The organism is Balneolales bacterium ANBcel1 (assembly GCA_029688905.1).
In the GTDB taxonomy this organism is placed as follows: domain Bacteria; phylum Bacteroidota; class Rhodothermia; order Balneolales; family Natronogracilivirgulaceae; genus SLLW01.
In genome coordinates this window covers 112,925-134,226 of the sequence record JARULB010000007.1, presented here as the reverse complement: position 1 = coordinate 134,226, position 21,302 = coordinate 112,925, and the positions used below count along the sequence as shown (strand labels likewise).

Here is a 21,302-nt window from a genome sequence, read left to right as displayed (position 1 = left end):
TTTATGGTCTGATGGATGGTGCCGTATCTGATGGCGGAGGTTCATTCACCGGTTATTATCCGGGCAGGTGTGTTCATGTGCGGTTGGATCGGGGAGGTCAACGGTGATGCCCGTAGCCGCCGCCGTTAAACACATTGTAACCGCCGGTGGCAAATTTGCGATCTTCCGGATCGTCATAATCCCAAACCCTGGTTCCTTCGATCCATGTTTGCAGCACCCGGGTGTAGACGCTGAACGGATCCCCCGACAAAATGATAAAATCCGCATCCTTGCCTTTTTCCAGGGAGCCGACCCGATCCTCCATGTCCATTTGCCTGGCATTGGCGATAGTCACCGATTCAAGGGCTTTCTGGTGGCTCAACCCCTCGCGCATTCCGAATGCCGGTGAGCGGAGGAACAGCCGCGAATCGGTAACGCCGTCGTCGGTGTGGAAACCGAAATCAACACCAGCTTGCTCTAGAACGGGTGCCGATTTTGGAAGCAGGTTAACCGCCTCCATCTTCCCCCCGGGCGAGTCGATGTAGATAATGGAAGCGGGATATCCGGATGCGGCGATTTCATCCGCCACTTTCCATGCATCGGTAACATGATGCAACACCATGCGGTATCCGAATTCATCCGCCAACCGGATAGCGGTGAGGATATCGTCGTGGCGATGGGTGTGGTTATGCACAATCCGCTTGCCGTCAAGCACTTCCACAAGAGTCTCCAGGGTCAGGTTACGATCGGGCATACGCTCCGGATCGGATGCCGCCGCGGCCATCCTGTCACGGTATTCCATAGCCTGGATAAACAGAGCCCTTACCATGGCAGCCGATCTGGCCCGGGTGCCGGGAAACGGAGGCTGCCGCAGGGGATTTGTGCCGTTGGCCATCTTGAGTCCGCCATAAATCCCGTTCTCCTCATCCACGTATACCAGCATCTCTTCCACGGTATTCACGCGGCGCAATTTCAGGTAGACGGTCTGGCCGCTTATGAGGTGACCCGATCCCGGCATCACATTGACAGAGGTAATCCCTCCGGCCAGCGCTTTTCGAAAAGTGTCGCTTCCGGGGTTGATGGTATCCAGGATGCGCACGTCAGGATGCATGGCCGATGAGCGGTCGCCGCCATCACCTTCACCGACATGAGAGTGCGGATCCACCAGCCCCGGCATGATCACTTTTCCTGTGACATCAACGACTTCGGCATCCGGCGGTATGGTAACCGTTTCGACCGAACCGGCCTCCAAAATGATCCCGTCACGGACCAATAGTACTCCGTTCTCATAAGTCGCTCCGGTAACGGTGATTACTTCCGCCCCTGTGAAGGCAAGTGTGTTCTGCTGTGCGGAAGCGGGAGTTGAGAGTCCGGCGTAAAGCAGCCAGCACCCTGCAGCCCAGTATACTATTGTTCGGATAATCCTTCGCCAGGCCCGCGATGATCCTTGTAAAAAGCTCATATTCTTGATTTTCTTTGGGGATGGGACAAACCGCCAATATGGGAAAAGTTTTTCAAAAAAGCAGAGTTGTGAAACCTTCGGAGGAGATTGCCCGATCGCCACACCAGGGCTTGCGGATGGTCGATTGGTGTCGGATATTTCTATATCACAAACTGGAGCAGAAAGGGTTGCGGCCGGCAGAGGCAAGTGCTGCAATAACAGGAAAAAATCAGTAACAGGACTACTATTATGAATTCAGGATTTCGTATCTCAGCCACTCTTTGGATTATGCTTATGATAATCGTTTCGGGATGCCAGCCGCGGGAGAGCACCCATTCCGTTACTTCACCAAGGGGCATAAATACGGTTCATTTTAATCTGGACGCCGATGGAGTGCCGTTTTATTCCGTTGAGCGAAAAGGAGTGAGCGTGATCGAGCCATCACGGATGGGCTTTGAGCTTGCCGAGGGCGGCAGTTTGTCGGGCAACTTCCGGATACAGTCCGTTGAATACGATTCGTTTGATGAAACCTGGGAACAGGTTTGGGGTGAAAAACGACATGTGCGCAATCATTATGAGGAGATGACGGTCCGCCTGGCTGAAGAGGCTCCCGAGGGAAGGGAGCTGACAGTGGTATTCCGGACCTTTGACGACGGTGTCGGATTTCGTTACGAGTTTCCGGAACAGCCAAACCTGGATACCCTGATTATCATGGATGAATTGACGGAGTTTGACTTGACCGGCGACCATGAGTCCTGGTATGTCGATGCCTACCAATGGAACCGTTTTGAATACCTGTTTGAAAACACACCGCTTTCACAGGCCGATACCGTGCACACTCCACTGACCATGCGCACGGCCGACAGCCTTTATATCAGTTTCCACGAGGCGGCTCTGGTGGATTTCACTACCATGACACTGGAGCGGGTGGACGGTTACACCCTCAAAGCAAACCTGATGCCCTGGTCGGACGGCGTTCGGGTCCGTGGATCCGCACCCATGGTAACCCCCTGGCGGACGATCCAGCTGGCCGACCGCCCCGGTGATCTCATCACCTCCTACCTGATTCTCAACCTGAATGAACCGAACAAAATTGAGGACACCTCCTGGATTGAACCGGGAAAATATGTTGGCATCTGGTGGGAGATGCATCTGGATAAATCCACCTGGGGCCGCGGACCAAATCTGGGGGCAACTACCGAAAATGCGATGCGCTATATCGATTTTGCCGCCGAACATGACATTGACCATGTGCTGGTGGAAGGATGGAACCCTGGCTGGGATGGCGACTGGTACGACAGCGGCGTAGTGTTTGATTTTACCGAGTCTATTCCCGAGTTCGATCTCGAAGGTGTGGCGCAGTACGCTCTGGACAGGGGAACCCGCCTGATGGGGCACCACGAAAATTCCGCCACCGTGCTGCATTATGAGTCACAGATGGAAGAGGGCTTTGCCCTTTATGAATCCCTCGGGGTGCGTGCCGTTAAAACCGGCTATGTCGGTCACGGCCGCGAAATTATGCGTTATGATGAACACGGGAACGAGCAGTTCGAATGGCATCACGGGCAGTTTATGGTCGACCATCACCAGAGAGTCGTGGAGCTGGCCGCATCCCACAAGATTTCCCTGAATGTTCATGAAGGAGTCAAGGATACGGGTTTACGACGCACCTGGCCAAATCTTATGACGCGGGAGGTGGCTGTGGGTCAGGAGTATAACGCATGGGGTGAGTGGGGCGGCAATCCACCCGATTATGTAGTGACGCTCCCGTTTACGCGCTCTTTGTCCGGGCCCTTTGACTACACTCCGGGAATCTTTGAACTGCATTTTGATGAATACAGGCCCGATAACCGCGTCAAACATACTCTTGCAAAAGAGCTGGCGCTCTATGTCACAATCTTCAGTCCGCTTCAAATGGCCGCTGATCTGCCGCAAAACTATGAGGCAAATCCGGAACCTTTTCAGTTTATTAAGGATGTGCCGGTAGACTGGCATGACACGAAAATACTGCACGCCGACATCGGACGGTATGTGACTATAGTCAGGCGCGATCGTAACAGTGATGACTGGTATCTGGGCAGTATTACAGACGAACAGCCCAGAGTCCTGAACGCAGACCTCTCTTTTCTGGATAGCGGACGCCGTTATGTGGCCGAAATCTACCGGGACGGCGCTGCGGCTGACTGGGAAGAGAATCCCTATGATATTGTCATCGAAGAGATCGAGGTGGACAATAACACCATGCTGCCTCTGGAACTGGCCCCCGGCGGAGGGCAGGCTATCCGCTTCCGGGCGCTGGATTGATTTTTAACCGGGTCGCCTGCTGGAAGCTGATTGTGCAGGCAACTCGGATACGTGGCATTGCCGGTAATGACACCGAACAGATGTGCGAAATGACAAATACCGAAAAATTGAGATCATGAGAAATATGACCTGGTTTGTGATGATAGTTCTGGTTTTGAGTGCGTCGCTGATCATTGCTTCCTGTGCTGTTATGGGGGATGGTAGCACTGCTTCGCAGGAAAACGATCCGGAAACCCCGGTGGACAACGGGGTGGTGGGCGCTTCCGCTCATTGGGTTGCCATCGACCGCCTGGTCTGGGACAGCGGACCGCAAACCGCAACTCGCGAGATTCGGTATAGCCATCAGGCGGATATCAGGGTGGACCACGACGCAGTTACCGGCGGCAACGTTATTGCAGTGGGAGAACACGCTTATCTGGACGATGAACGGGTTGAGCGCATGCGTCATATCGCCGGGCGCCCGGTGTTCTCGGTTAACGCAGATCAAGAAACGGTGAGGCGGGCAGTCAAGGGACAGCTCGTGGCCATTGCTTATGACGAAAACGGCAGGCCGTTGACCGCCACCAGAGTCCAGATGCCGCATGTTATCGATGATTTATATGCTTATGACGGCCTCCTGGGTCCGCGCTACGACGGGCAGCATATTACCGTATCGCTTTGGGCCCCCACTGCGCAAAATGTGACCCTGAATTTATACAACAGGGAGAAAGAGCGGATTGAGACCCTGCACGCCGACCATCTGAGCCCGGATAATCACGACAAAGCGGATGTTCCGTTGGATGGTGTATGGCGATTTAGCGGTGAAAAGTCGAATCTTGACAGGATGCTCTACCGTTTTGAAGTGACGGTATATCATCATGAAAATAATCAGGTGAACACGTTTGATGTAACGGATCCCTACTCTGTTAGTTTGTCTACAGATAGTAAATACAGCCAATTAGTGGATCTGTCAGGAGATGAGAGCCTTATGCCCGATGGTTGGGGAAGCCTGAAAAAAAGCCTCCCGAATAAAACCGATATATCGTTGTATGAGATTCACATGAGGGATTTCAGTATTTTTGATTCGTCGGTGCCTGAGGCACACCGCGGCACCTACCTGGCATTCACCCACAACGGGCGGGAAGACCGCAGTTTATCGCGGGGCATGACTCACCTGCAGCGATTGTCCAATGCGGGGCTTACACATGTTCATCTTCTGCCGATTAATGATATCGCCACGGTGAACGAAGATCCGGCCGATCGCGTGGATCTCCATCATCCATACGAACGCATCTGTGATTTTATAGACCACCCTGAGATCGCAGAACGGTGTAACGAGTATGGTGCAACTCCCATACGGGAGGTGTTTGAAAAGCTGGCTGAGCAGGATCCGGCTACTGAAGAGATTCAGAAACCCTATTATCTGCCCGGAAGGATGGAGGGGCTTGCTTCCTATGATGGTTTCAACTGGGGATACGACCCGTTACACTTTAATGTGCCCGAAGGCAGCTATGCCACCGATCCGGACGGCCCGGCACGCATAATGGAGGTCAGGGAAATGGTTCGGGCACTGAACCAGGTCGGGCTGCATATTGTCGTGGATGTGGTTTACAACCACACCTTCGCTTCCGGCCTTTCGCCCCAATCGGTACTCGACAAAGTGGTCCCGGGCTACTATCACCGGTATCATCCCGACACTGGTGAAATGGAGACGTCAACCTGCTGCGACAATACGGCCGCCGAGCACGCCATGATGGAAAAACTGATCATCGACTCTGTTTTGCTCTGGGCGCGTGAATACAAAATCGATGCATTCCGATTTGACCTGATGGGCCATCATCCCCGCTATGTGATGGAAAACCTCAAACTGGCACTCGCCGAACTGACGCTTGAAGAGGACGGAGTGGACGGGGACAATATCTATGTCTATGGCGAGGGATGGAATTTCGGAGAAGTGGCGGACGATCGCATATTTGAGCAGGCCACCCAGTTCAATATGGGCGGAACAGGAATAGGCAATTTCAATGACCGCATACGCGACGCCATCCGCGGTGGAAATGTAACGGATAATCGCCGTGCACAAGGCTTTGCCAGCGGCCTCTACCTGTTTCCCAACGAGGAAGCAAACCCAGATCAGCAGCAGAACCTTGGCATACTCCTGGAGGCGGCAGATCTCATTCGCGTGGGTATGGCCGGAAACCTTGCCACCTACCCCTATGTCAACCGGCATGGCGAACGCGTTGACGGTGCCACCGGAATGATCGGATTCGCCCTACGCCCGGAAGAGTCGGTAAACTACATCGACAAGCACGACAACGAAACGCTCTGGGACAATACGCAGGTCAAACTGCCGGTCGATATGACCATGGACGAGCGGGTAAGAGTGCATCTCCTGAGCAACGCGTTCATCAACTACGGCCAGGGTGTGCCGTTCTATCAGATGGGAACCGATATCCTCCGCTCCAAGTCGCTCGATCGCAACAGTTTTGACTCGGGAGACTGGTACAATGCCGTCGACTTCAGCCTGCAAACTCACAATTGGGGCATCGGGCTTCCTCCCGGATGGGATAACAGCGAACGATGGGATCTCATGCGCGAATTCCTGCGGATGTCCGGCCTGAACGTGGAGCAGCACCACATGGAGCTGGCACACAGAATTTTTCTCGATCAGCTGAAGGTTCGTTACAGCTCGCCGCTGTTCCGCCTCGGTACCGCCGCAGATATTCACCGAAGACTGGTATTTCATAATACGGGGCCCGATCAGGAGCCCGGAATAATCGCCATGAGTATTGCCGATGGCCCATGTGCGGGTGATCACCTGGACGAAGACCTGGACGGTGTACTGATCCTGTTCAATGCCGACAGGGAGGAGCGTGAATTCACTCTGCCACAGACGTTTCCGGGTCTTGAACGGGCCGTGCTGCACCCTGTGCTGAGAGATGGCTACGATTCTGTCGTGAAGGAGGCAGCTGTTACCGAGGGGCATTTTTATCTTCCGCCGCTTACAGCAGTGGTCTTCATCGTGCCGGTACAGGACCAGCAGGGAGAGTTTCCCTGCAACGACCTGTAACCACGCTCTGAGTTTTTTTTTGAACTGTGAAACCGATTTAATACCTTTTCGAGAGTTACTATTTCGGGCAGATGACGGGCCGGACCCCGCTTCCACAAGCAAGATTATTTTCAGTGTGGGCCCTGTGATCTGCACAACTTGAAACAGAAGCTGATGTTATTTTCCGCAGCAAGACAGCACCTGAATATCGTGTCGGGTGCATGACGTCATGTAGTCCGGCTGTCAACGATCTCGTTCCTGGCAACTGCCTGGCCGGTAGTTCTGGTGGATGTCACTTTCGCGGAGCAGACCAGTAAGATCAGACTTCCGGTGCTTCAACAGCACCTAATCAGTCGGATTATGAGTTTTGGCGGTGTAATACTATTGCTCTCATCATTGTTGATTATCGGCGGTGGATTGGGGCTGTTTCTATGGGCGTTTTTTACCGGCCAGTTCGACCGGATTCAGCGGGGGAGCATGCTTCCCTTCGACGAGGAAGAACCCGCCGGAAAACGCACGGATCAAATATTCAAGGATGACAAGAATGAAACAAAAGAGCGTGAGTCCTGATACAGGGCAAAAAAGGGAATACAGTGTCGCTGATCTGGACAAAAGCGCTCGTTATGTTGTGCTTTTTCTGATTTTGTCGGGCATTTTCTGGTTGCTGTTCGGTACGGTACTCGCCCTGGTGGCATCCGTCAAAATGCATCTGCCCGACTGGCTCGGAAGCTGGAGCTGGCTGACCTTCGGAAGGGTCCGGCCGCTTCACCTGAATACCATGGTGTATGGCTGGGCGTCCATGACAGGTGCCGGCGTTGCCCTCTGGATCTTCAGCCGTCTGCTGAAAACACCTATTCACCTGAGGGGATACATCATGGTGGCAGGGGCGGTCTGGAACCTTGTACTGCTTGTTGGCAGTATCCAAATCCTTGCAGGACATTCACGTGGGATTGAGTGGCTCGAGTTCCCGGTGCCGGTCATGGTGGTCATCGTACTCTGTGTACTGGTCATGTCGGTATCCGTGTTCCTGATGCTGGCAACCCGCACCATCAAACAACTCTACGTCTCGGTTTGGTATATCCTGGCGGCGTTTCTCTGGTTCCCGTTGCTCGGACTCGTTTCATCACTTCCGATTTTTGATACTCCCACCGTTCAGGCCGGCATGAACTGGTGGTACGCTCATAACGCTCTGGGTCTCTGGTTTACTCCGATTGGGCTTGCCGCCGCCTACTACTTCATCCCCAAAGTGCTCGGCCGTCCCATCTACAGCTACGGATTGTCGCTGCTCGGCTTCTGGGGCCTTGCACTTTTCTACAACTGGAACGGATTTCACCATCTGATCGGTTCGCCGCTGCCAACCTGGTTTGTCACCATATCCATTTCGGCCAGTGTGATGATGGTGATCCCCGTCGTGGTCGTTGCCGTTAACCATCACATGACGGTGGTCGGTTCTTTCAGTGCCGTGAAGTATTCCCCGACACTCAGGTTTGTGGTTTTTGCCGCCATGAGTTACACGTTTGTAAGCCTCCAGGGCAGCATGCAGGCGCTGCGGTCGGTCAACGAAGTCATCCATTTCACCCACTTCGTGGTAGCTCACGCCCATATCGGCATGTACGCTTTTGTGACCATGATGCTGTTCGGTGCCTGTTACTATATCATCCCCAGAATTACCCTGCGGGAGTGGCACTCAAAGGCGCTCATCAAATGGCACTTCTGGCTGACAGCCATTGGAATTATCATCTATGCCGTCGCCCTCCAGTACATCGGTCTGTTCCAGGGCTGGGACATGAACAACCCCGATGTGCCTTTCACCGAAACCGTCACCATGACCATCCCATACCTGATCGCACGGTCGGTATCCGGATTGCTCATGGCTTCCGGTCACATCATCTTTGCCTGGCTCGTAATTAAAATGGTCCTTGCTCCGGGCGAACGACCCGCCACCCCCCAGCTCTGGGAAAAAATCCGGAAGGAGTTTGCCGTATGATACGTTATTCCATTTTGCTTTTCGGGATTTTGGCCACGTTCCTGATCGCCATGTTCGGCCTCACCATCCTCCCCAAACTGTTTATTGATGAAGGGGTGAAAGAGCCGGCGTATTTCACACCGTTCGAAGTGACCGAAGGCCACCGCATTTTTGTCAGGGAAGGATGTATCTACTGTCACTCCAAACAGGTGCGCCCGGAAGGGTTTGGTGCGGATTTTGAAAGGGGATGGGGCAGGGCAAGCCTGGCGACCGATTATCGCAATCTGCTGCCGCACAATTTGGGAACGATGCGCACCGGACCGGATCTCGCCAATATCGGCGCGCGTCAGCCCAGCCGCGACTGGCACTATCTGAATCTGTATCAGCCAAGGGCGATCAACGATGAGAGCATCATGCCACCGTTCCCCTGGCTTTTTGAAGTTGTGAGCGAGGATGCCCGGCCGGGAAGGGAAGGGATCAGCCTGCCGCAAAAATATCGTATCGAAGGCAGTAAAGTGCTGCCGACCGACGAAGCGCGCTACCTGGTGGCGTATCTGATTTCACTGGATCAGCAAATTACCGGAGTGGACTGATGGCGGATGAAAAGTATTTCGGCGACCTCGACGACGATCGCAGCATTGAGGAGCTGCACCGGGCCGCTATGGAGCGCGAAGAAGAAATTCCCGAAGAGGGAAACGAGCGCGGCCCCTTGTGGATGTACGCAGTTATCATTCTCACCCTCGCATTCGGCTTTTTCTATATGGGACGATACCTCGGGGAGATATCTGACCGCCCTCATGTGCTTTTTACTGAACCGCAGGCCGTATCAGATGCCCCGGAAGAGTTGGATATGATGGTGACCGGCCGCCAGGTATATACGCGGGTCTGCCAGGCGTGCCATCAGCAGGATGGTTCCGGTGTTGAGGGAGCTTTCCCGCCGCTGACCGGATCCGACTGGGTGATTGGAGTCCCGGAGCGGCCCGTACAAATTGTTCTGAGAGGCTTTGAAGGGCAAATTGTCCGGAATGGTGTCACCTATAACGCCGCCATGCCGGGGTTCGCAAGATTGCTTTCGGATGACGAGGTTGCCTCGGTAGTTACCTACATCCGGAACGCTTTTGGAAATGAGGCTCCGGAGGTTACTCCGGAGGAAGTGGCCGAAATGCGAAACGCCTCGGAAGACCGCACCGCTGCATGGACGGAAGGCCAGCTCGATGCCTTTATCGAAAACTGAACATACTTCGGTTTGCACCCACTGCGGTCTGCCGGTCAGATCCACCCATCGGGCCCCGCAACACTCACCCCTGTTTTGCTGCTTCGGGTGCCGGATGGTCTGGGAGATGGAGCAGCACGAACACTATTACTCAGAGGCGGAGGCGGCCGGCAAGTCCGGGACTCTGGAACCGACCCCGTCTGCCGGGACATCCGCCGGTAGAGGTCCGTCCCAAACCGGCAGTGATACTAACGGTTCCGGTGCAGCCGATGGAACAAAGCGTCGCCCGGGCGCACATACCGGTACCGGACAGGACGCTTCCACAGGTTCGGATCGCCTGTCCCCGTTAAACCTGCTCTATCTTCGGTTTGCCCTCGCTCTGATCTCCTCCATTTTCCTGATATTCATCAGCCTGACCCTCCATTTCGAGGCGGAACAGGCTCCGGTTTTTCTGAGATACATCAGTCTCGGGCTGGCAACCGTGGTCATGTTTCTGCTGGCCGGCCCGTTTCTCGACAACCTAAAGCGGGAGGTCCGCGACCGCAGGCTCAGCCTGGCTTCGCTCATTTTTACAGGCTCCGGGGCGGCGTACATCCTTTCGGCCTGGAATACGCTGGCAGGCAGCGGAATTGCCGGAATCGCCGGCATCTCAGGCTATGATACGCTGTCCGGAAACACCTACTTCGAGACTTCAGCCATGATCCTCACCTTTTATGTCGGAAGTCTTTTGATCGATACCAGAATCAAGAAGAGCCTGTCCGGCTATGCGAGGATCTGGGAGCCGGGTTCCCTGCCGGAAGTGTTGAAGGTTTCGGTCGAAAGCACCGGAGAGGCGGCTGGTGCGAATGGAGTTCAACCGTCGGAGCGCGTGCCGGTCCAACGACTGGGGCCGGGCGACCTCACCCTCACCGAGGCCGGTCAGCCGGTTCTTTTTGACGCGGTTGTTGAGCAGGGTGGCGGGTTTATGGATGAGTCGCACCTGACCGGTGAGCCCGATGCCATCAGAAAGGAGCGTGGAGACCGCGTATCGGCCGGAAGTATCAGCATTGATGGTGAGGTTTTACTGCGCGTCATAAAGCCATTTCGCGAGTCAACGCTTTCGTCCTACATGAACCGGGCCAGGGCGATGCGTTCGCGTCCGGGGTACTATGAGCGCGTGGCATCCCGCGGCGCCAGTATCTTGCTTTCGGCGGTGATCGTTACGGCATTCGCCGGACTCGCATGGCATCTGTATCATCATACCGCCGCCCAGGCCCTGGAAGTGTTTCTGGCCGTATTGCTGATTGGCTGTCCGTGCGCATTCGCCATATCGACTCCGTCGGCTCTTTGGGTGGCCCATCAGCGCCTGCACCGAACCGGTATTGTCGCGATGGGGGGGAGCAGCGCACTGGAGCGGCTCTCCGACATCAAACTCGTGATGTTTGACAAAACGGGAACACTGACCGAGGGTGTTGCATTGCGGGAACTCAACCGGGTAACCGACGATCCCGCCTGGCCGGTCGAACGGCTGATGCGCCTGGCCGGTGCCATGGAGTTGGAGCAGACCCATCCGTTTGCCCGGGCCATCCGGCGCTATCTGGCTCAGCACGAACTGGTACCCCTGCCTGTGTGCAATACCGGGCTGATACCCGGTCAGGGTGTCAGGGCGGAGTGGCAGGCTGCGGACAACGGTGCGAAAGTCCATTCCCTGCTCCTGGTCAACAATCGCCATGCTGCCGGGCAAGAGTCTTTGGCAGACGGCGATTTCGGCCTGTTTCTGGACGGCCGGCTGATGATGCGCCTGAGGGTCTATCAACCGCCCCGCGCTCATCTGGAGGAGTCGATTATGCAGCTTCATGAACGGAACGGGATGGAAGTGGCGGTGGTAACCGGCGATCCGGCCCCGGCGGAAACGGCTCTGCCGCCGGAAGTGACCGCAAAGGTTCACTACCATGGAGGATGTTCTCCCGAGGAGAAGGCGGAGCTGGTGGATCGGTACCGGGAAAGCCATGGGGGGATACTTTTTGTAGGTGACGGCACCAACGACCTGATGGCCATCAACAAGGCCGATCTCGGCGTGGGTGTCTATACCGGCTCTCTGAGTATCCGGAATAATGCCGATTTTGTTCTATTTCACCCGAGCTTGTTGAGTATATCCGAGATGCTCACCTTTTCCGGCCGAATCCGACGGACCATCCGCGGCAACTTTTTCTGGGCGATTATATATAACATTATTGGAATCGGTGTGGCGCTCACGGGACTTCTGCACCCGTTTTTCGCGATCCTCGCAATGATGCTGAGCTCCTTTTTTGTAACGATGCATGCGCTTTCGCTTCGTAAGAGCCAGCCTTCGCTGGGACGGCTCGAGCAAGATGTAAACCGGCATGTGGAGAGCGATTTGCTCAGGGCGGGCGTTGCCGGCACATAGGCACAGAAAACCGGTACTACCGCACACAATATTAAAACATTTTTACCGAGTATGCGGGCGCATGATAACCGCAATCGGTAAACGATAGCAACCAGGCTACTTGACAACTCATAAAAGCGATTAAAATGGACTTTTTCTGGACAGCATTTCTGCTGGGTTTTGCCGGTTCGGCACACTGTATCGGCATGTGCGGCCCCATTGCCGTGGCATTGCCGGGCAAAACGGATGCATGGGCAAGGTATGTTTCGGGCAGGGTGCTCTATAACGCCGGCCGAGCGGTAACGTACACTATGATGGGAGCGGTACTGGGACTGCTGGGGCTTGGCGCCTGGCTCGTGGGGTATCAGCAGGCATTGTCGGTTATCACCGGTGCGGGAATCGTGCTTGTGACCCTGGTGGTGTGGAATCGCTCATGGACTCTGGAAAAAGGATGGTTTTCCGGCATCAGCGCTTTTTTTCATCGCGTCATGCAGCCGCTGATGCGTGCTGGCACGGGCCAGTCTATGTTTTTGATCGGGATTGTGAATGGTTTCCTGCCATGCGGTCTGGTGTATGTCGCCCTGGCGGCGGCCCTTACTACCGGAGGAGTTTTGAACGGGATGATATATATGGCACTGTTCGGGATTGGCACGGCACCGGTCATGTTTATGATGGCCGTTTCTCCCGGGTTGCTCACCGGCACCTGGCAACTGCGGCTGCAGAAGGCCATTCCCTGGCTGGCGGTACTTGTGGGACTGTTGCTGATACTGCGGGGCCTGTCACTGGGCATACCGTTTATCAGTCCGGATTTGTCATCGGGGCAGGGAAGTTGCCACTAGCGACATGTTCAGTAATCCGGCATTAAGATGCCTGGCGTCAGACGCAATGCGCCGACGTCACCGATGTTTTTTGAACACTTCCTCAATGGACTGCTGAAGCGCCTTGACGTTGACAGGCTTGGTAAAAAAGCCGTGCGGATTTAGCACCCTGGCTTTTTTGTGTATCTCCGGATCCGTAATGCCGGTGATGAAAATGATGGGAACGCTGCCGGCCTCTTCCGTGATTTTTTCAGATGCTTCAATGCCGTCCATGTCACCATTGAGAGTGATATCCATGAGAATCAAATCGGGTTTCATCCACTGGCAGAGTTCAACGGCATCCTCCCCGGTTTCAACGGTATCCACCATAAAGTACCCCATTCGTTCGATCTGCTCATTGAGCATGAAGGAAGCGATATAATCATCTTCCACACTGAGAATTTTTAACATTTCGGATTCCTTTTTCTACCGATTTGATGATCTGTTTGTGCTTTTTTAATTGATCACTATTAGTTATCGGCAATTTGCAAAAAAACTATAGGCATCAATGGTTTCGGGAATCGGGATATGCCGGTGATGGGTGACGAAAAACAGTATGTCGACAAACCGTGTCACAAATCCGGAATGAAAGAGGTTCCGGTGCATGAATAAAAAAAGAGCAAACGCCTCGGGGAAGCGTTTGCTCATGTCGATAATTCAGTTCAAAACGGAATTATTGAGATATCAGTATTTCAGCAGCCTTTTGGTACTCCGGACAGGCTGTAAAGACAAAGGGTCAGCATTCGGTCCGGGTGTAATTTTCATCCCAGCAAACCCGGTCGCCTCCGTGATATTCGGGACTTTGAATGGATCCGGTGTGCGTCTCGTTGTTCCACTCTATGGTGGTGTTTCCACCGTAAACCACATCCCAGAGCTCAAGTATGCTCTGGCTTCCGTCGCGCTCATAATAGAATCGACCGTCCTCTTCCTCGAAGAAGTGCATGTCGACCATGGTGGTTATCTCATCTTCCAGTGCATAATCAACGAGAAAAACCGGGTCGTCTTCGAAGAAGTCATACAGTTGCCAGGATCCTCCGGAGCCGTCGAGCCTGACCTGCGAGGCTATGAGCAACTCGTTATCCAGGTCGTCCTGGCCATCCATTCCCTGTGTGGTGTACCGTAGTTCCCAGTGACGTTCATCGTCAACTGACTCGGCTGTTACCGTCATGGTCATGGATTCACCTTCCGCGGCAAAGCTCCATTCCCAAACCCAGGTGTTTCCGTCAAGGGAGGGATCACCCCAATCCTGATGCGCAAAAAAGATGTTGGGAAATTGTCCCATGATCTGGAAATACATCTCTGCAGCCGCAGCGAAAAAAGCGGCCTGCTCATAGGCGCTGAGTTCATGGTGGTCCGCAAGAGTCGGGAGCTCCTTGAGGAAGGATTCCGGATCCATGGCTTTGAATGCTCCGTAGTTTTCTGCGTTTTCAAAAACCGACAGATCCATTTCCACATGGTCCATGGAAGGTGACTCGGGTGCGTCCGAGAGGTCAGGGCCTGTTGGGCTGTCATCGTCACAACTCCAGACTGTAAACGCAAGTATGGATGAAACCAGCAGGATATATGATTTTCGTAACATAGAAGAGGGGTTTTATTCGTAATTAACAGGTTTCGCAATTCATATATGGAAGAAGGTGTCAAATATGTTGATAATCATATGGATTATCAACAAACGACAAGGAATTTACGAATTGCGGGTAAGGCATTCTTAATCTGTGCCTTACGGTCGCGGTATACAATGTAAACATAGGTTAGGCCGACATCGTTTACATGAATTTCCGGTTGCTGTTTGTGCCGGCGCGTAATCCAGGTATGCCTGCCGAAAGGCACTGGCCGGTAGTTGGAAATCACTACTCTGGGCCGGGCGTAATTCGGATAGCCTGGTGTCTGGGCCTCTGGGCCGGAGTTTCAGAAAAACAGCAGGTGTGCCATCAGGGTGATGACGGGAAGTGTCACCAGGGTTCTCAGCAGAAATATGATGATCAGCTCCCGGAGATTTAGCGGGATCTTGGATTTGATGATCAGCGCGCCGACCTCCGACATATAAATAAGCTGGCTGACGGACAAAGCAGCAACCACGAACCGGGTCAGTTCGCTTTCGATACCGGCTGCGAGCACGGCGGGGAGGAACATGTCGGCAAATCCTATGAGGGTGGCGGGAGCGGCAGCGTGGGCATCCGGAATCTGCAGCACCTGGAGAAGTGGAATCATGGGGTAGGAGAGCCATGTAAAAAGCGGGGTATGCTCGGCCAGAATGAGTGCCGCGATACCGATGGCAAACACCAGCGGCAGCAGGGAGAAAAAGATGTCGGCTACATTGGTTGAGGATTTGCCGGCCAGCTCCCGGATTCCCGGAGCTTTGCTGGCCCGGGCCATGGCTTTGTGCAGAGAATCCCGAAATAATCCTCCCGGGTACTGCTGTTCTTCAATTATTTGTTGCCCAACCGGCTCGTAGTAGCTGTCCGGTTTTCGCGACAATGGATAGAGCCGGGGGATGACGATGGCAGCGATGATCCCCGAAACCACAACAGTGGCATAGTACTGGAGAAACATGTGGTTGAGCCCCACAAAATTGATGACTACCAGACTGAAGGCTATGGATACGATGGAAAAGTTGGTGGCAATGACGGCAGATTCCCGGCGACTGTAGAACCCGTTTTCATATTGCTGCATGGTGATGAGAACTCCGACAGTACCGGATCCAAACCAGGAGGCGGTTGCGTCGATAGCGCTTCGGCCGGGCAGATTGAAGATCCATCGGAACGGTTTCCGGACCAGGCTGCCGATGAATTCCATGAACCCGTAGTCGACCAGAAAGGGGAGGAAAATGGCGGCGAACAGAAAAAAAGCGAAGAGGACGGGGATCAGCTCGCCAAGCATCAGTCCGCCCGTATCGTCGGAGATGATAAAATCGGGACCGATCTGCAACAGGGTCAGTGTAGCAAGCAGGGCTCCGGCCACCCTCAGGGACAGCCACAGGGCGCTGATCTGAAAAATTTCGTGCATGGGTCCGGTACGCGACCAGGCCGGTTCGGCCGATTTGACATACAGGGTAACCAGTACTGATATCCAGAAGATGGCAACGGCAACGACAGGCAGCATTTCACCCAGAAGATCCATCAGACCGTATGCCAGAAATCCCATGCCCACGTTAATCGACCCGTCGATGGCAATGGGTATGAGGAACATGCCGATACCGATCAAAGAGGGCAGCAGGAATGTCAGCAGGGCCCTTCGCGAGAAGGGTTGCTGTTTCGCATGGTCCCCGGCGCTTGTTCCGTGATTGTTGTGCGCCGGTTCGGTCCGGCTGCGAGGGTCGTTTTGATTAATGGATGTGGACATTGACCTCGGTTGGTGCAAGTAGCAGCATTGCTGCCAATATCAAAAGGTGGTAAGGTATTCAATACCGGAAGATGGCACAAGTGTCTCCTTTTGGTTATGGCCCGGATTATTTATGTTGCCGGTATGTTGGCAAATGTTAACAGGCAAAGGGGTAATCTATGAATAAGCTAATCAGTACTACGGTTGTTTTTTTACTTTTTTCAATTGCACTTGTGCCGGCCGGTGTGTCGGGCGGACAGCATGCAGACCCAGATGCGGTCTCCATCGTGGAACGTATGCAGCAGCACTACGAGCAATCCATTGAGGGTGTCGATAACTATGTGATGGTGATGCAGGATCACACCATGTACTACCAGAAAGCACATGATGCGGATGGCCGACCGTATTTCCGGTCAAGGCTGGAGGCCGACCGGATGGACGGGATCTATTCTGCGGGTGAGGTATCCGACTTTTCACTGCTATCCCCGGAAGTATTTCAGTCACTTAAGGAGCAGGCAAGGTATGGAGGCGAAGAGGAGCACAATGGCAATATCGTGCATGTCCTGCTGATGGATGAACTGGAGGGACTTATTGAAGAAGAGGAGGTTTCAGGAGCCCTCAGGGATGTCCGTATTTATGTGGATGCCTCGAATTGGGTGACCAGGCAGCTTACCTTCCGTGCGGATGTTGCCGTTGAAGGCGGGCCTGCCCGTGAAGTGGAAAGCGTCACCACTTTCAGTGATTACCGGAATATCGAGGGTATGATGATTCCCTTTGAAACCGTGATAGTCATCACCGGATTCAGTGACATGATAAGCGATGAGCAGAGAAAGCAGGCTGAAGAGGCGATGCAGCAGTTTGAAAGTGAACTGGAAAACATGCCCGCCCAGCAACGGGAAATGGTTGAGCAAATGATGGGAGATCAGATCGAAAGATACCGCGAAATGCTTGCAGATGACCGTATGGAGATTATACAGAAGGTCGAGGAGGTCAAGGTCAATACCGGTATGGATGATTTTTAATTAAATTGCACATGCAATAGAAATTCACTACTCTACGGGAGATTCCATTTTGGTAAATTCATTTTTACAATCTGAATGTATTGAAATGGATCGTTTACGTTTAAATTTCCAATAAGAACAAGAATAAGATTATGTCAGAAGAACGAGAAACTGGTGTTGTAAAGTGGTTTAACGGGACGAAAGGTTTCGGATTTATCAGCCGCAACAGTGGTGACGATGTATTTGTCCATTTCAGTGAAATCCAGGGGGATGGTTACAAGACTTTGGACGAAGGCGACAATGTAGAGTTTACCGTTGCCGAAGGTGAAAAAGGATTGCAGGCCAAGGAAGTATCCAAAATTTAATGTGATATAGCCTATCGGACTAATTGTCACAACAGTATGAAACTGACAGGAAACGAAGCGAAGTGCGGTACATATACGCGTTGACGCTTCCGGAGTCTGCCGGTTTTTTTCTTCAATATTATTGATGAAACAGGAGGACAGGCCATGGTTGCTTGTCCTCCTGATGCTTTTCATGATGAACGGCAGGTCCTGTATCTCCCGCGTTTTCTTTATTCTGATTGATGAAAAAGGCCGGGTGCTCTGGATTTTGCAACGTGTCCTTATCCGGACGTACGTCATGTAATGATTGTGATAATAATTTTTGTTCACTGAGCGGGATTGAAGCGTTTGACGCTTTGTCAGTCCAGGTAGCGGTGTGTTCGGCCGAACCAAATTCGGTTTGATACAAGGGTGTTTCAATAGCTTGTTGGGGAACCTATTAAGTAAGCACTATGCCGGCTAATAAGAAACGTACGCCCTTGAAAGGGCACAGGGAAGAGCTAAAAGAAAAAACATTGCCGGAGTTGCTGCAGCGCTCCGTCACCCGGTTTGGCGACCGCCCCGCTGTTGGATATGCCGGCCGGGAAGCCACCACTTACAGCGAACTGGAAGCAAAAATCTCCAAAGTAGCCTCTTTCCTGAAGGAAAATGGTATTGAGGAAGGTGACCGCGTAGCCATCCTCAGCGAAAACAGTCCGAACTGGGTTGCAGCCTATTTCGGCATCACTTCCATCAAGGCGATTGCGGTGCCGGTGCTGAATGATTTCCATCCCACGGAAATTCATCACATACTGCGGCACTCCGATAGTTCGGCGCTCTTTGTTTCTGAACGACTCTATCATAAGGTAGAAGAGTTCGACCTGGGCGGCCTGAATGCCGTCATTCTGATGGACAACCTGTCGGTCATTTCCCCTGAGTGGAGCAAAGATCGGCTCAGACGATTGTACGCGGAGGGGAGCAGAGAGCTGAAGCGCATCAAGCATATGGCGCTGCAAAAAGTGGGACTGGCTTCCCAGGATGTGCCGGAAGACGCGCCGGCATCAATTATTTACACTTCGGGGACGACCGGCCACTCCAAAGGGGTTGTTCTCACCCATGGCAACATTGTAAAAAATGCCATCGGCCTGGACAAGATCGTCGATGTCGGATATACAGACAGGCTTCTGTCCATTTTGCCGTTGGCGCATGTCTATGAATGCACGGTCGGGCTGGCCATGCCCATGATGATCGGCGCCTCGGTGTATTATGTTGAAAAGCCGCCCACGCCGCCGGTCCTTTTGCCGGCACTGCAGCAGGTCCGGCCGACCGTGATGTTGTCGGTGCCGCTCATCATCGAAAAAATGTACAAAAACAGGATTCTGCCGGAAATCCGTAAAAAAAGGTTGGTGCGTGCCACTTACAAGGTTGCAGCATTCCGGAAATTGATTCACCGCAAAGCCGGCCGAAAACTGATGGACGTGTTCGGCGGGGAGCTGCGCATGTTTCCGATCGGCGGGGCTTCCATCGCGCCTGAAGTCGAACGCTTCATGCGGGAAGCGGGATTCCCCTATGCGGTTGGCTATGGCCTGACCGAGACCGCGCCTATTTTGACCGGCAGCAACGAAACAGAGACACGGCTCTACTCGGTTGGAAAACCCCTGGAGGGCGTGGAAGTTCGGATCGATCCGAATATCAGAAACGAGGAGATGGGTGGGGAACCGGCCATCCGGGAAACCGGATCCTTCATGGGTGAAGTCGGCGAAATACAGGTGAGGGGAACCGGGGTGATGAAAGAGTACTACAAGGATCCCGAACGCACGGCCGGGTCATTTACCGATGACGGATGGTTCCGTACCGGCGATCTTGGATCTTTCGACAAGGACGGATTCCTCTACATCCGCGGCCGGTTGAAAAACATGATTCTCGGTGCGAGCGGTGAGAATATCTATCCGGAGGCCATTGAGTCGGTGCTGATGCGCTCGGACTATGTTCTGGAGTCGCTGGTGTTCATGCAGAACCGAAAACTGGTTGCACGGGTCCATCTGAATTATGAGAAACTGGATGAGGACCTGTCGGCAAGAGGAATGACCGAAACGGAAATTGGCCAGTTTATCAAAAAACTGCTGGTTTCAATTCGTGATGAAGCCAACGCTAACCTGGCTTCGTTTTCAAAAATCAGCGAGATCATTGAGCAGACCGAACCATTCGAAAAAACACCGACGCACAAAATCAAACGCTATCTCTACGTGAGTGATGGTTGATAAGGTGGCAGCACTTGTGCCTTGCCGGTTTTGTGCGAAAAGGAGGCGCTTTGTAAACATGAGTGCGGTGTGCATTGCATGATATGTCATTACACAATGCACCGCAGCTGATGTGAGTGGGTCGTTATCTCGGAAGCGACGGATGTGCGATAATCGGGAATTCACCGGTGAGTGTTTTCAGAAAGGCCACCAGCTGTTCCACCTCTTCATCGTTGAATGAGAGGTTGGTCTGACTTTCGCCCATAATGATGATAGCCTCTTCAAGAGTTTCAGCCGATCCGTCATGGAAGTACGGGTAGGTCAGCTCCACATTTCTGAGTGGCGCAACACGAAAAACGTACCGGTCGGAAGGATCCCCTGTTACATTATAGCGACCCATATCCTCTCCCTGCTTGTTGGCTGCGTGGGTAAAACGGGTAAATGATCGTCCGCCAAGCAATGGGCCGTGATGGCATCCCAGACATCCGCTCTGTTCGAAAATGCGCAATCCTGCCAGCTCCATTTCAGTAAGTGCCTGATCGTCTCCTTCCAGGTAATCGTCAAAAGGTGACCCGTGCGTGATGAGAGTCCGTTCGAAAGAAGCGATGGCTTTGGCAAGATTTTCAAAGGTAAGCGCATCTTCGTCTTCGGGAAATGCCTGCTCGAAATAGGGACGGTAGCCGGTTCTTTCGAGCCGAGCTATGGCCTCTTCCGGTGTGAGGTCCATTTCGACATGCGCCTGAATCGGGCCTTTTGCCTGTTCCTCAAGGGTTTCCGCTCTGCCGTCCAGAAATTGCGCTTTCAGAAAAGCCGCGTTATAGACGGTCGGTGTGTTGCGCGGACCAAGCCGGCCCTGTTCGCCAATCGCCACGTCACGATGGTCGACTCCCGCCGCTCCGACAACATGGCAGCTGTTACATGAAATGATCCCGGACCTTGAAAGCAGGGGTTCGAAAAAAAGCTTGTGGCCCAGGTCGACTTTCTCCGGAGTCATGGGGTTGTCTTCCGGTACGGGCGCTTCCGGTGGAATGGGTTCAAACAATGGAGATACGTCAGCCCGAAGTGCGGGTTCATCACTGCCGCAACTGGTGACAAGAAAAAAGCCTGCGGTGGTGACAATAATCATACAAAGCAGGGAAAAACGGAAATGTGACGACATACTGAAACCCCCGAAATTTATTTATATCATGTTTGCAGGAAGCCGGTTATCGCTTGAACCGGATAGCGTTATCAGTATTAAAGC

At 53.3% G+C, this 21,302-nt stretch carries 17 protein-coding genes; 11 read left to right on the top strand and 6 right to left on the bottom strand.

Annotated features, from left to right (window positions below):
• Positions 1-97: 97 nt before the first annotated feature.
• Positions 98-1,441, bottom strand: coding sequence for an amidohydrolase family protein (locus QA596_10750; GenBank protein ID MDG5767943.1), 1,344 nt, complete (start codon positions 1,439-1,441; stop codon positions 98-100).
• A gap of 228 nt (positions 1,442-1,669) precedes the next feature.
• On the opposite strand from QA596_10750, the gene QA596_10745 reads away from it, so the two are divergent.
• The 8 genes from QA596_10745 to QA596_10710 all read left to right on the top strand — a co-directional run bounded on the left by QA596_10745 (position 1,670) and on the right by QA596_10710 (position 13,156).
• A complete protein-coding gene (locus tag QA596_10745) occupies positions 1,670-3,724 on the top strand; it encodes a glycoside hydrolase family 97 protein (protein MDG5767942.1) in 2,055 nt (684 codons plus the stop codon).
• Between the two features lie 115 nt (positions 3,725-3,839).
• Entirely contained in the window at positions 3,840-6,773 is a 2,934-nt protein-coding gene (pulA, locus tag QA596_10740) for a pullulanase-type alpha-1,6-glucosidase (protein MDG5767941.1), read from the top strand.
• A gap of 339 nt (positions 6,774-7,112) precedes the next feature.
• Complete coding sequence (ccoS, locus tag QA596_10735) at positions 7,113-7,322, top strand: cbb3-type cytochrome oxidase assembly protein CcoS (protein MDG5767940.1); 210 nt, start codon at positions 7,113-7,115, stop codon at positions 7,320-7,322.
• Positions 7,312-8,739, top strand: coding sequence for a cbb3-type cytochrome c oxidase subunit I (locus QA596_10730; protein ID MDG5767939.1), 1,428 nt, complete (start codon positions 7,312-7,314; stop codon positions 8,737-8,739). Before ccoS ends, QA596_10730 begins: the two co-directional genes overlap by 11 nt.
• Positions 8,736-9,311, top strand: a complete 576-nt coding sequence (locus tag QA596_10725) for a cbb3-type cytochrome c oxidase subunit II (GenBank protein ID MDG5767938.1) — start codon at positions 8,736-8,738, stop codon at positions 9,309-9,311. The genes QA596_10730 and QA596_10725 overlap by 4 nt, the downstream gene beginning before the upstream one ends.
• Complete coding sequence (locus QA596_10720; protein MDG5767937.1) at positions 9,311-9,952, top strand: cytochrome c; 642 nt, start codon at positions 9,311-9,313, stop codon at positions 9,950-9,952. Before QA596_10725 ends, QA596_10720 begins: the two co-directional genes overlap by 1 nt.
• A 94-nt stretch (positions 9,953-10,046) precedes the next feature.
• Positions 10,047-12,338 carry an HAD-IC family P-type ATPase gene (locus QA596_10715; GenBank protein ID MDG5767936.1) on the top strand — a complete coding sequence of 764 codons (2,292 nt, stop codon included), beginning with the start codon at positions 10,047-10,049 and terminating at the stop codon, positions 12,336-12,338.
• Between the two features lie 125 nt (positions 12,339-12,463).
• A complete protein-coding gene (locus QA596_10710) occupies positions 12,464-13,156 on the top strand; it encodes a sulfite exporter TauE/SafE family protein (protein MDG5767935.1) in 693 nt (230 codons plus the stop codon).
• A gap of 57 nt (positions 13,157-13,213) precedes the next feature.
• On the opposite strand, the gene QA596_10705 is transcribed toward QA596_10710, so the two are convergent.
• From QA596_10705 to QA596_10695, 3 genes are all read right to left on the bottom strand, one after another.
• Entirely contained in the window at positions 13,214-13,585 is a 372-nt protein-coding gene (locus QA596_10705; protein ID MDG5767934.1) for a response regulator, read from the bottom strand.
• A gap of 325 nt (positions 13,586-13,910) precedes the next feature.
• A complete protein-coding gene (locus QA596_10700) occupies positions 13,911-14,753 on the bottom strand; it encodes a hypothetical protein (protein MDG5767933.1) in 843 nt (280 codons plus the stop codon).
• Positions 14,754-15,082: 329 nt separating this feature from the next.
• The gene (locus QA596_10695) at positions 15,083-16,516 is read right to left on the bottom strand and encodes a YjiH family protein (GenBank protein ID MDG5767932.1); all 1,434 of its coding nucleotides are present in this window, start codon (positions 16,514-16,516) and stop codon (positions 15,083-15,085) included.
• A 158-nt stretch (positions 16,517-16,674) separates the two neighbouring features.
• Here QA596_10695 and QA596_10690 point away from each other — a divergent pair, with 158 nt between their 5' ends.
• On the top strand, positions 16,675-17,517 hold the full coding sequence (locus QA596_10690) for a hypothetical protein (protein ID MDG5767931.1): 843 nt from the start codon (positions 16,675-16,677) through the stop codon (positions 17,515-17,517).
• Between the two features lie 131 nt (positions 17,518-17,648).
• Positions 17,649-17,861: a cold-shock protein gene (locus QA596_10685; GenBank protein MDG5767930.1), complete on the top strand. Its 213-nt coding sequence runs from the start codon at positions 17,649-17,651 to the stop codon at positions 17,859-17,861.
• 118 nt (positions 17,862-17,979) lie between these two features.
• Here the strand turns inward: QA596_10685 and QA596_10680 are convergent, their stop codons facing one another.
• The gene (locus QA596_10680) at positions 17,980-18,249 is read right to left on the bottom strand and encodes a hypothetical protein (GenBank protein ID MDG5767929.1); all 270 of its coding nucleotides are present in this window, start codon (positions 18,247-18,249) and stop codon (positions 17,980-17,982) included.
• A gap of 43 nt (positions 18,250-18,292) precedes the next feature.
• On the opposite strand from QA596_10680, the gene QA596_10675 reads away from it, so the two are divergent.
• The gene (locus QA596_10675; protein ID MDG5767928.1) at positions 18,293-20,080 is read left to right on the top strand and encodes an AMP-binding protein; all 1,788 of its coding nucleotides are present in this window, start codon (positions 18,293-18,295) and stop codon (positions 20,078-20,080) included.
• A 124-nt stretch (positions 20,081-20,204) separates the two neighbouring features.
• On the opposite strand, the gene QA596_10670 is transcribed toward QA596_10675, so the two are convergent.
• A complete protein-coding gene (locus QA596_10670; GenBank protein MDG5767927.1) occupies positions 20,205-21,185 on the bottom strand; it encodes a cytochrome c peroxidase in 981 nt (326 codons plus the stop codon).
• Between the last annotated feature and the right edge of the window lie 117 nt (positions 21,186-21,302).

What these genes read in the sequence shown, in the direction of transcription:
- QA596_10750 (MDG5767943.1), bottom strand. Translation starts at nt 1,441, where the DNA reads ATGAGCTTTTTACAAGGATCATCGCGGGCCTGGCGAAGGATTATCCGA.
- QA596_10745 (MDG5767942.1), top strand. Translation starts at nt 1,670, where the DNA reads ATGAATTCAGGATTTCGTATCTCAGCCACTCTTTGGATTATGCTTATG.
- pulA (MDG5767941.1), top strand. Translation starts at nt 3,840, where the DNA reads ATGAGAAATATGACCTGGTTTGTGATGATAGTTCTGGTTTTGAGTGCG.
- ccoS (MDG5767940.1), top strand. Translation starts at nt 7,113, where the DNA reads ATGAGTTTTGGCGGTGTAATACTATTGCTCTCATCATTGTTGATTATC.
- QA596_10725 (MDG5767938.1), top strand. Translation starts at nt 8,736, where the DNA reads ATGATACGTTATTCCATTTTGCTTTTCGGGATTTTGGCCACGTTCCTG.
- QA596_10720 (MDG5767937.1), top strand. Translation starts at nt 9,311, where the DNA reads ATGGCGGATGAAAAGTATTTCGGCGACCTCGACGACGATCGCAGCATT.
- QA596_10715 (MDG5767936.1), top strand. Translation starts at nt 10,047, where the DNA reads ATGGTCTGGGAGATGGAGCAGCACGAACACTATTACTCAGAGGCGGAG.
- QA596_10710 (MDG5767935.1), top strand. Translation starts at nt 12,464, where the DNA reads ATGGACTTTTTCTGGACAGCATTTCTGCTGGGTTTTGCCGGTTCGGCA.
- QA596_10705 (MDG5767934.1), bottom strand. Translation starts at nt 13,585, where the DNA reads ATGTTAAAAATTCTCAGTGTGGAAGATGATTATATCGCTTCCTTCATG.
- QA596_10700 (MDG5767933.1), bottom strand. Translation starts at nt 14,753, where the DNA reads ATGTTACGAAAATCATATATCCTGCTGGTTTCATCCATACTTGCGTTT.
- QA596_10695 (MDG5767932.1), bottom strand. Translation starts at nt 16,516, where the DNA reads ATGTCCACATCCATTAATCAAAACGACCCTCGCAGCCGGACCGAACCG.
- QA596_10690 (MDG5767931.1), top strand. Translation starts at nt 16,675, where the DNA reads ATGAATAAGCTAATCAGTACTACGGTTGTTTTTTTACTTTTTTCAATT.
- QA596_10685 (MDG5767930.1), top strand. Translation starts at nt 17,649, where the DNA reads ATGTCAGAAGAACGAGAAACTGGTGTTGTAAAGTGGTTTAACGGGACG.
- QA596_10675 (MDG5767928.1), top strand. Translation starts at nt 18,293, where the DNA reads ATGCCGGCTAATAAGAAACGTACGCCCTTGAAAGGGCACAGGGAAGAG.
- QA596_10670 (MDG5767927.1), bottom strand. Translation starts at nt 21,185, where the DNA reads ATGATTATTGTCACCACCGCAGGCTTTTTTCTTGTCACCAGTTGCGGC.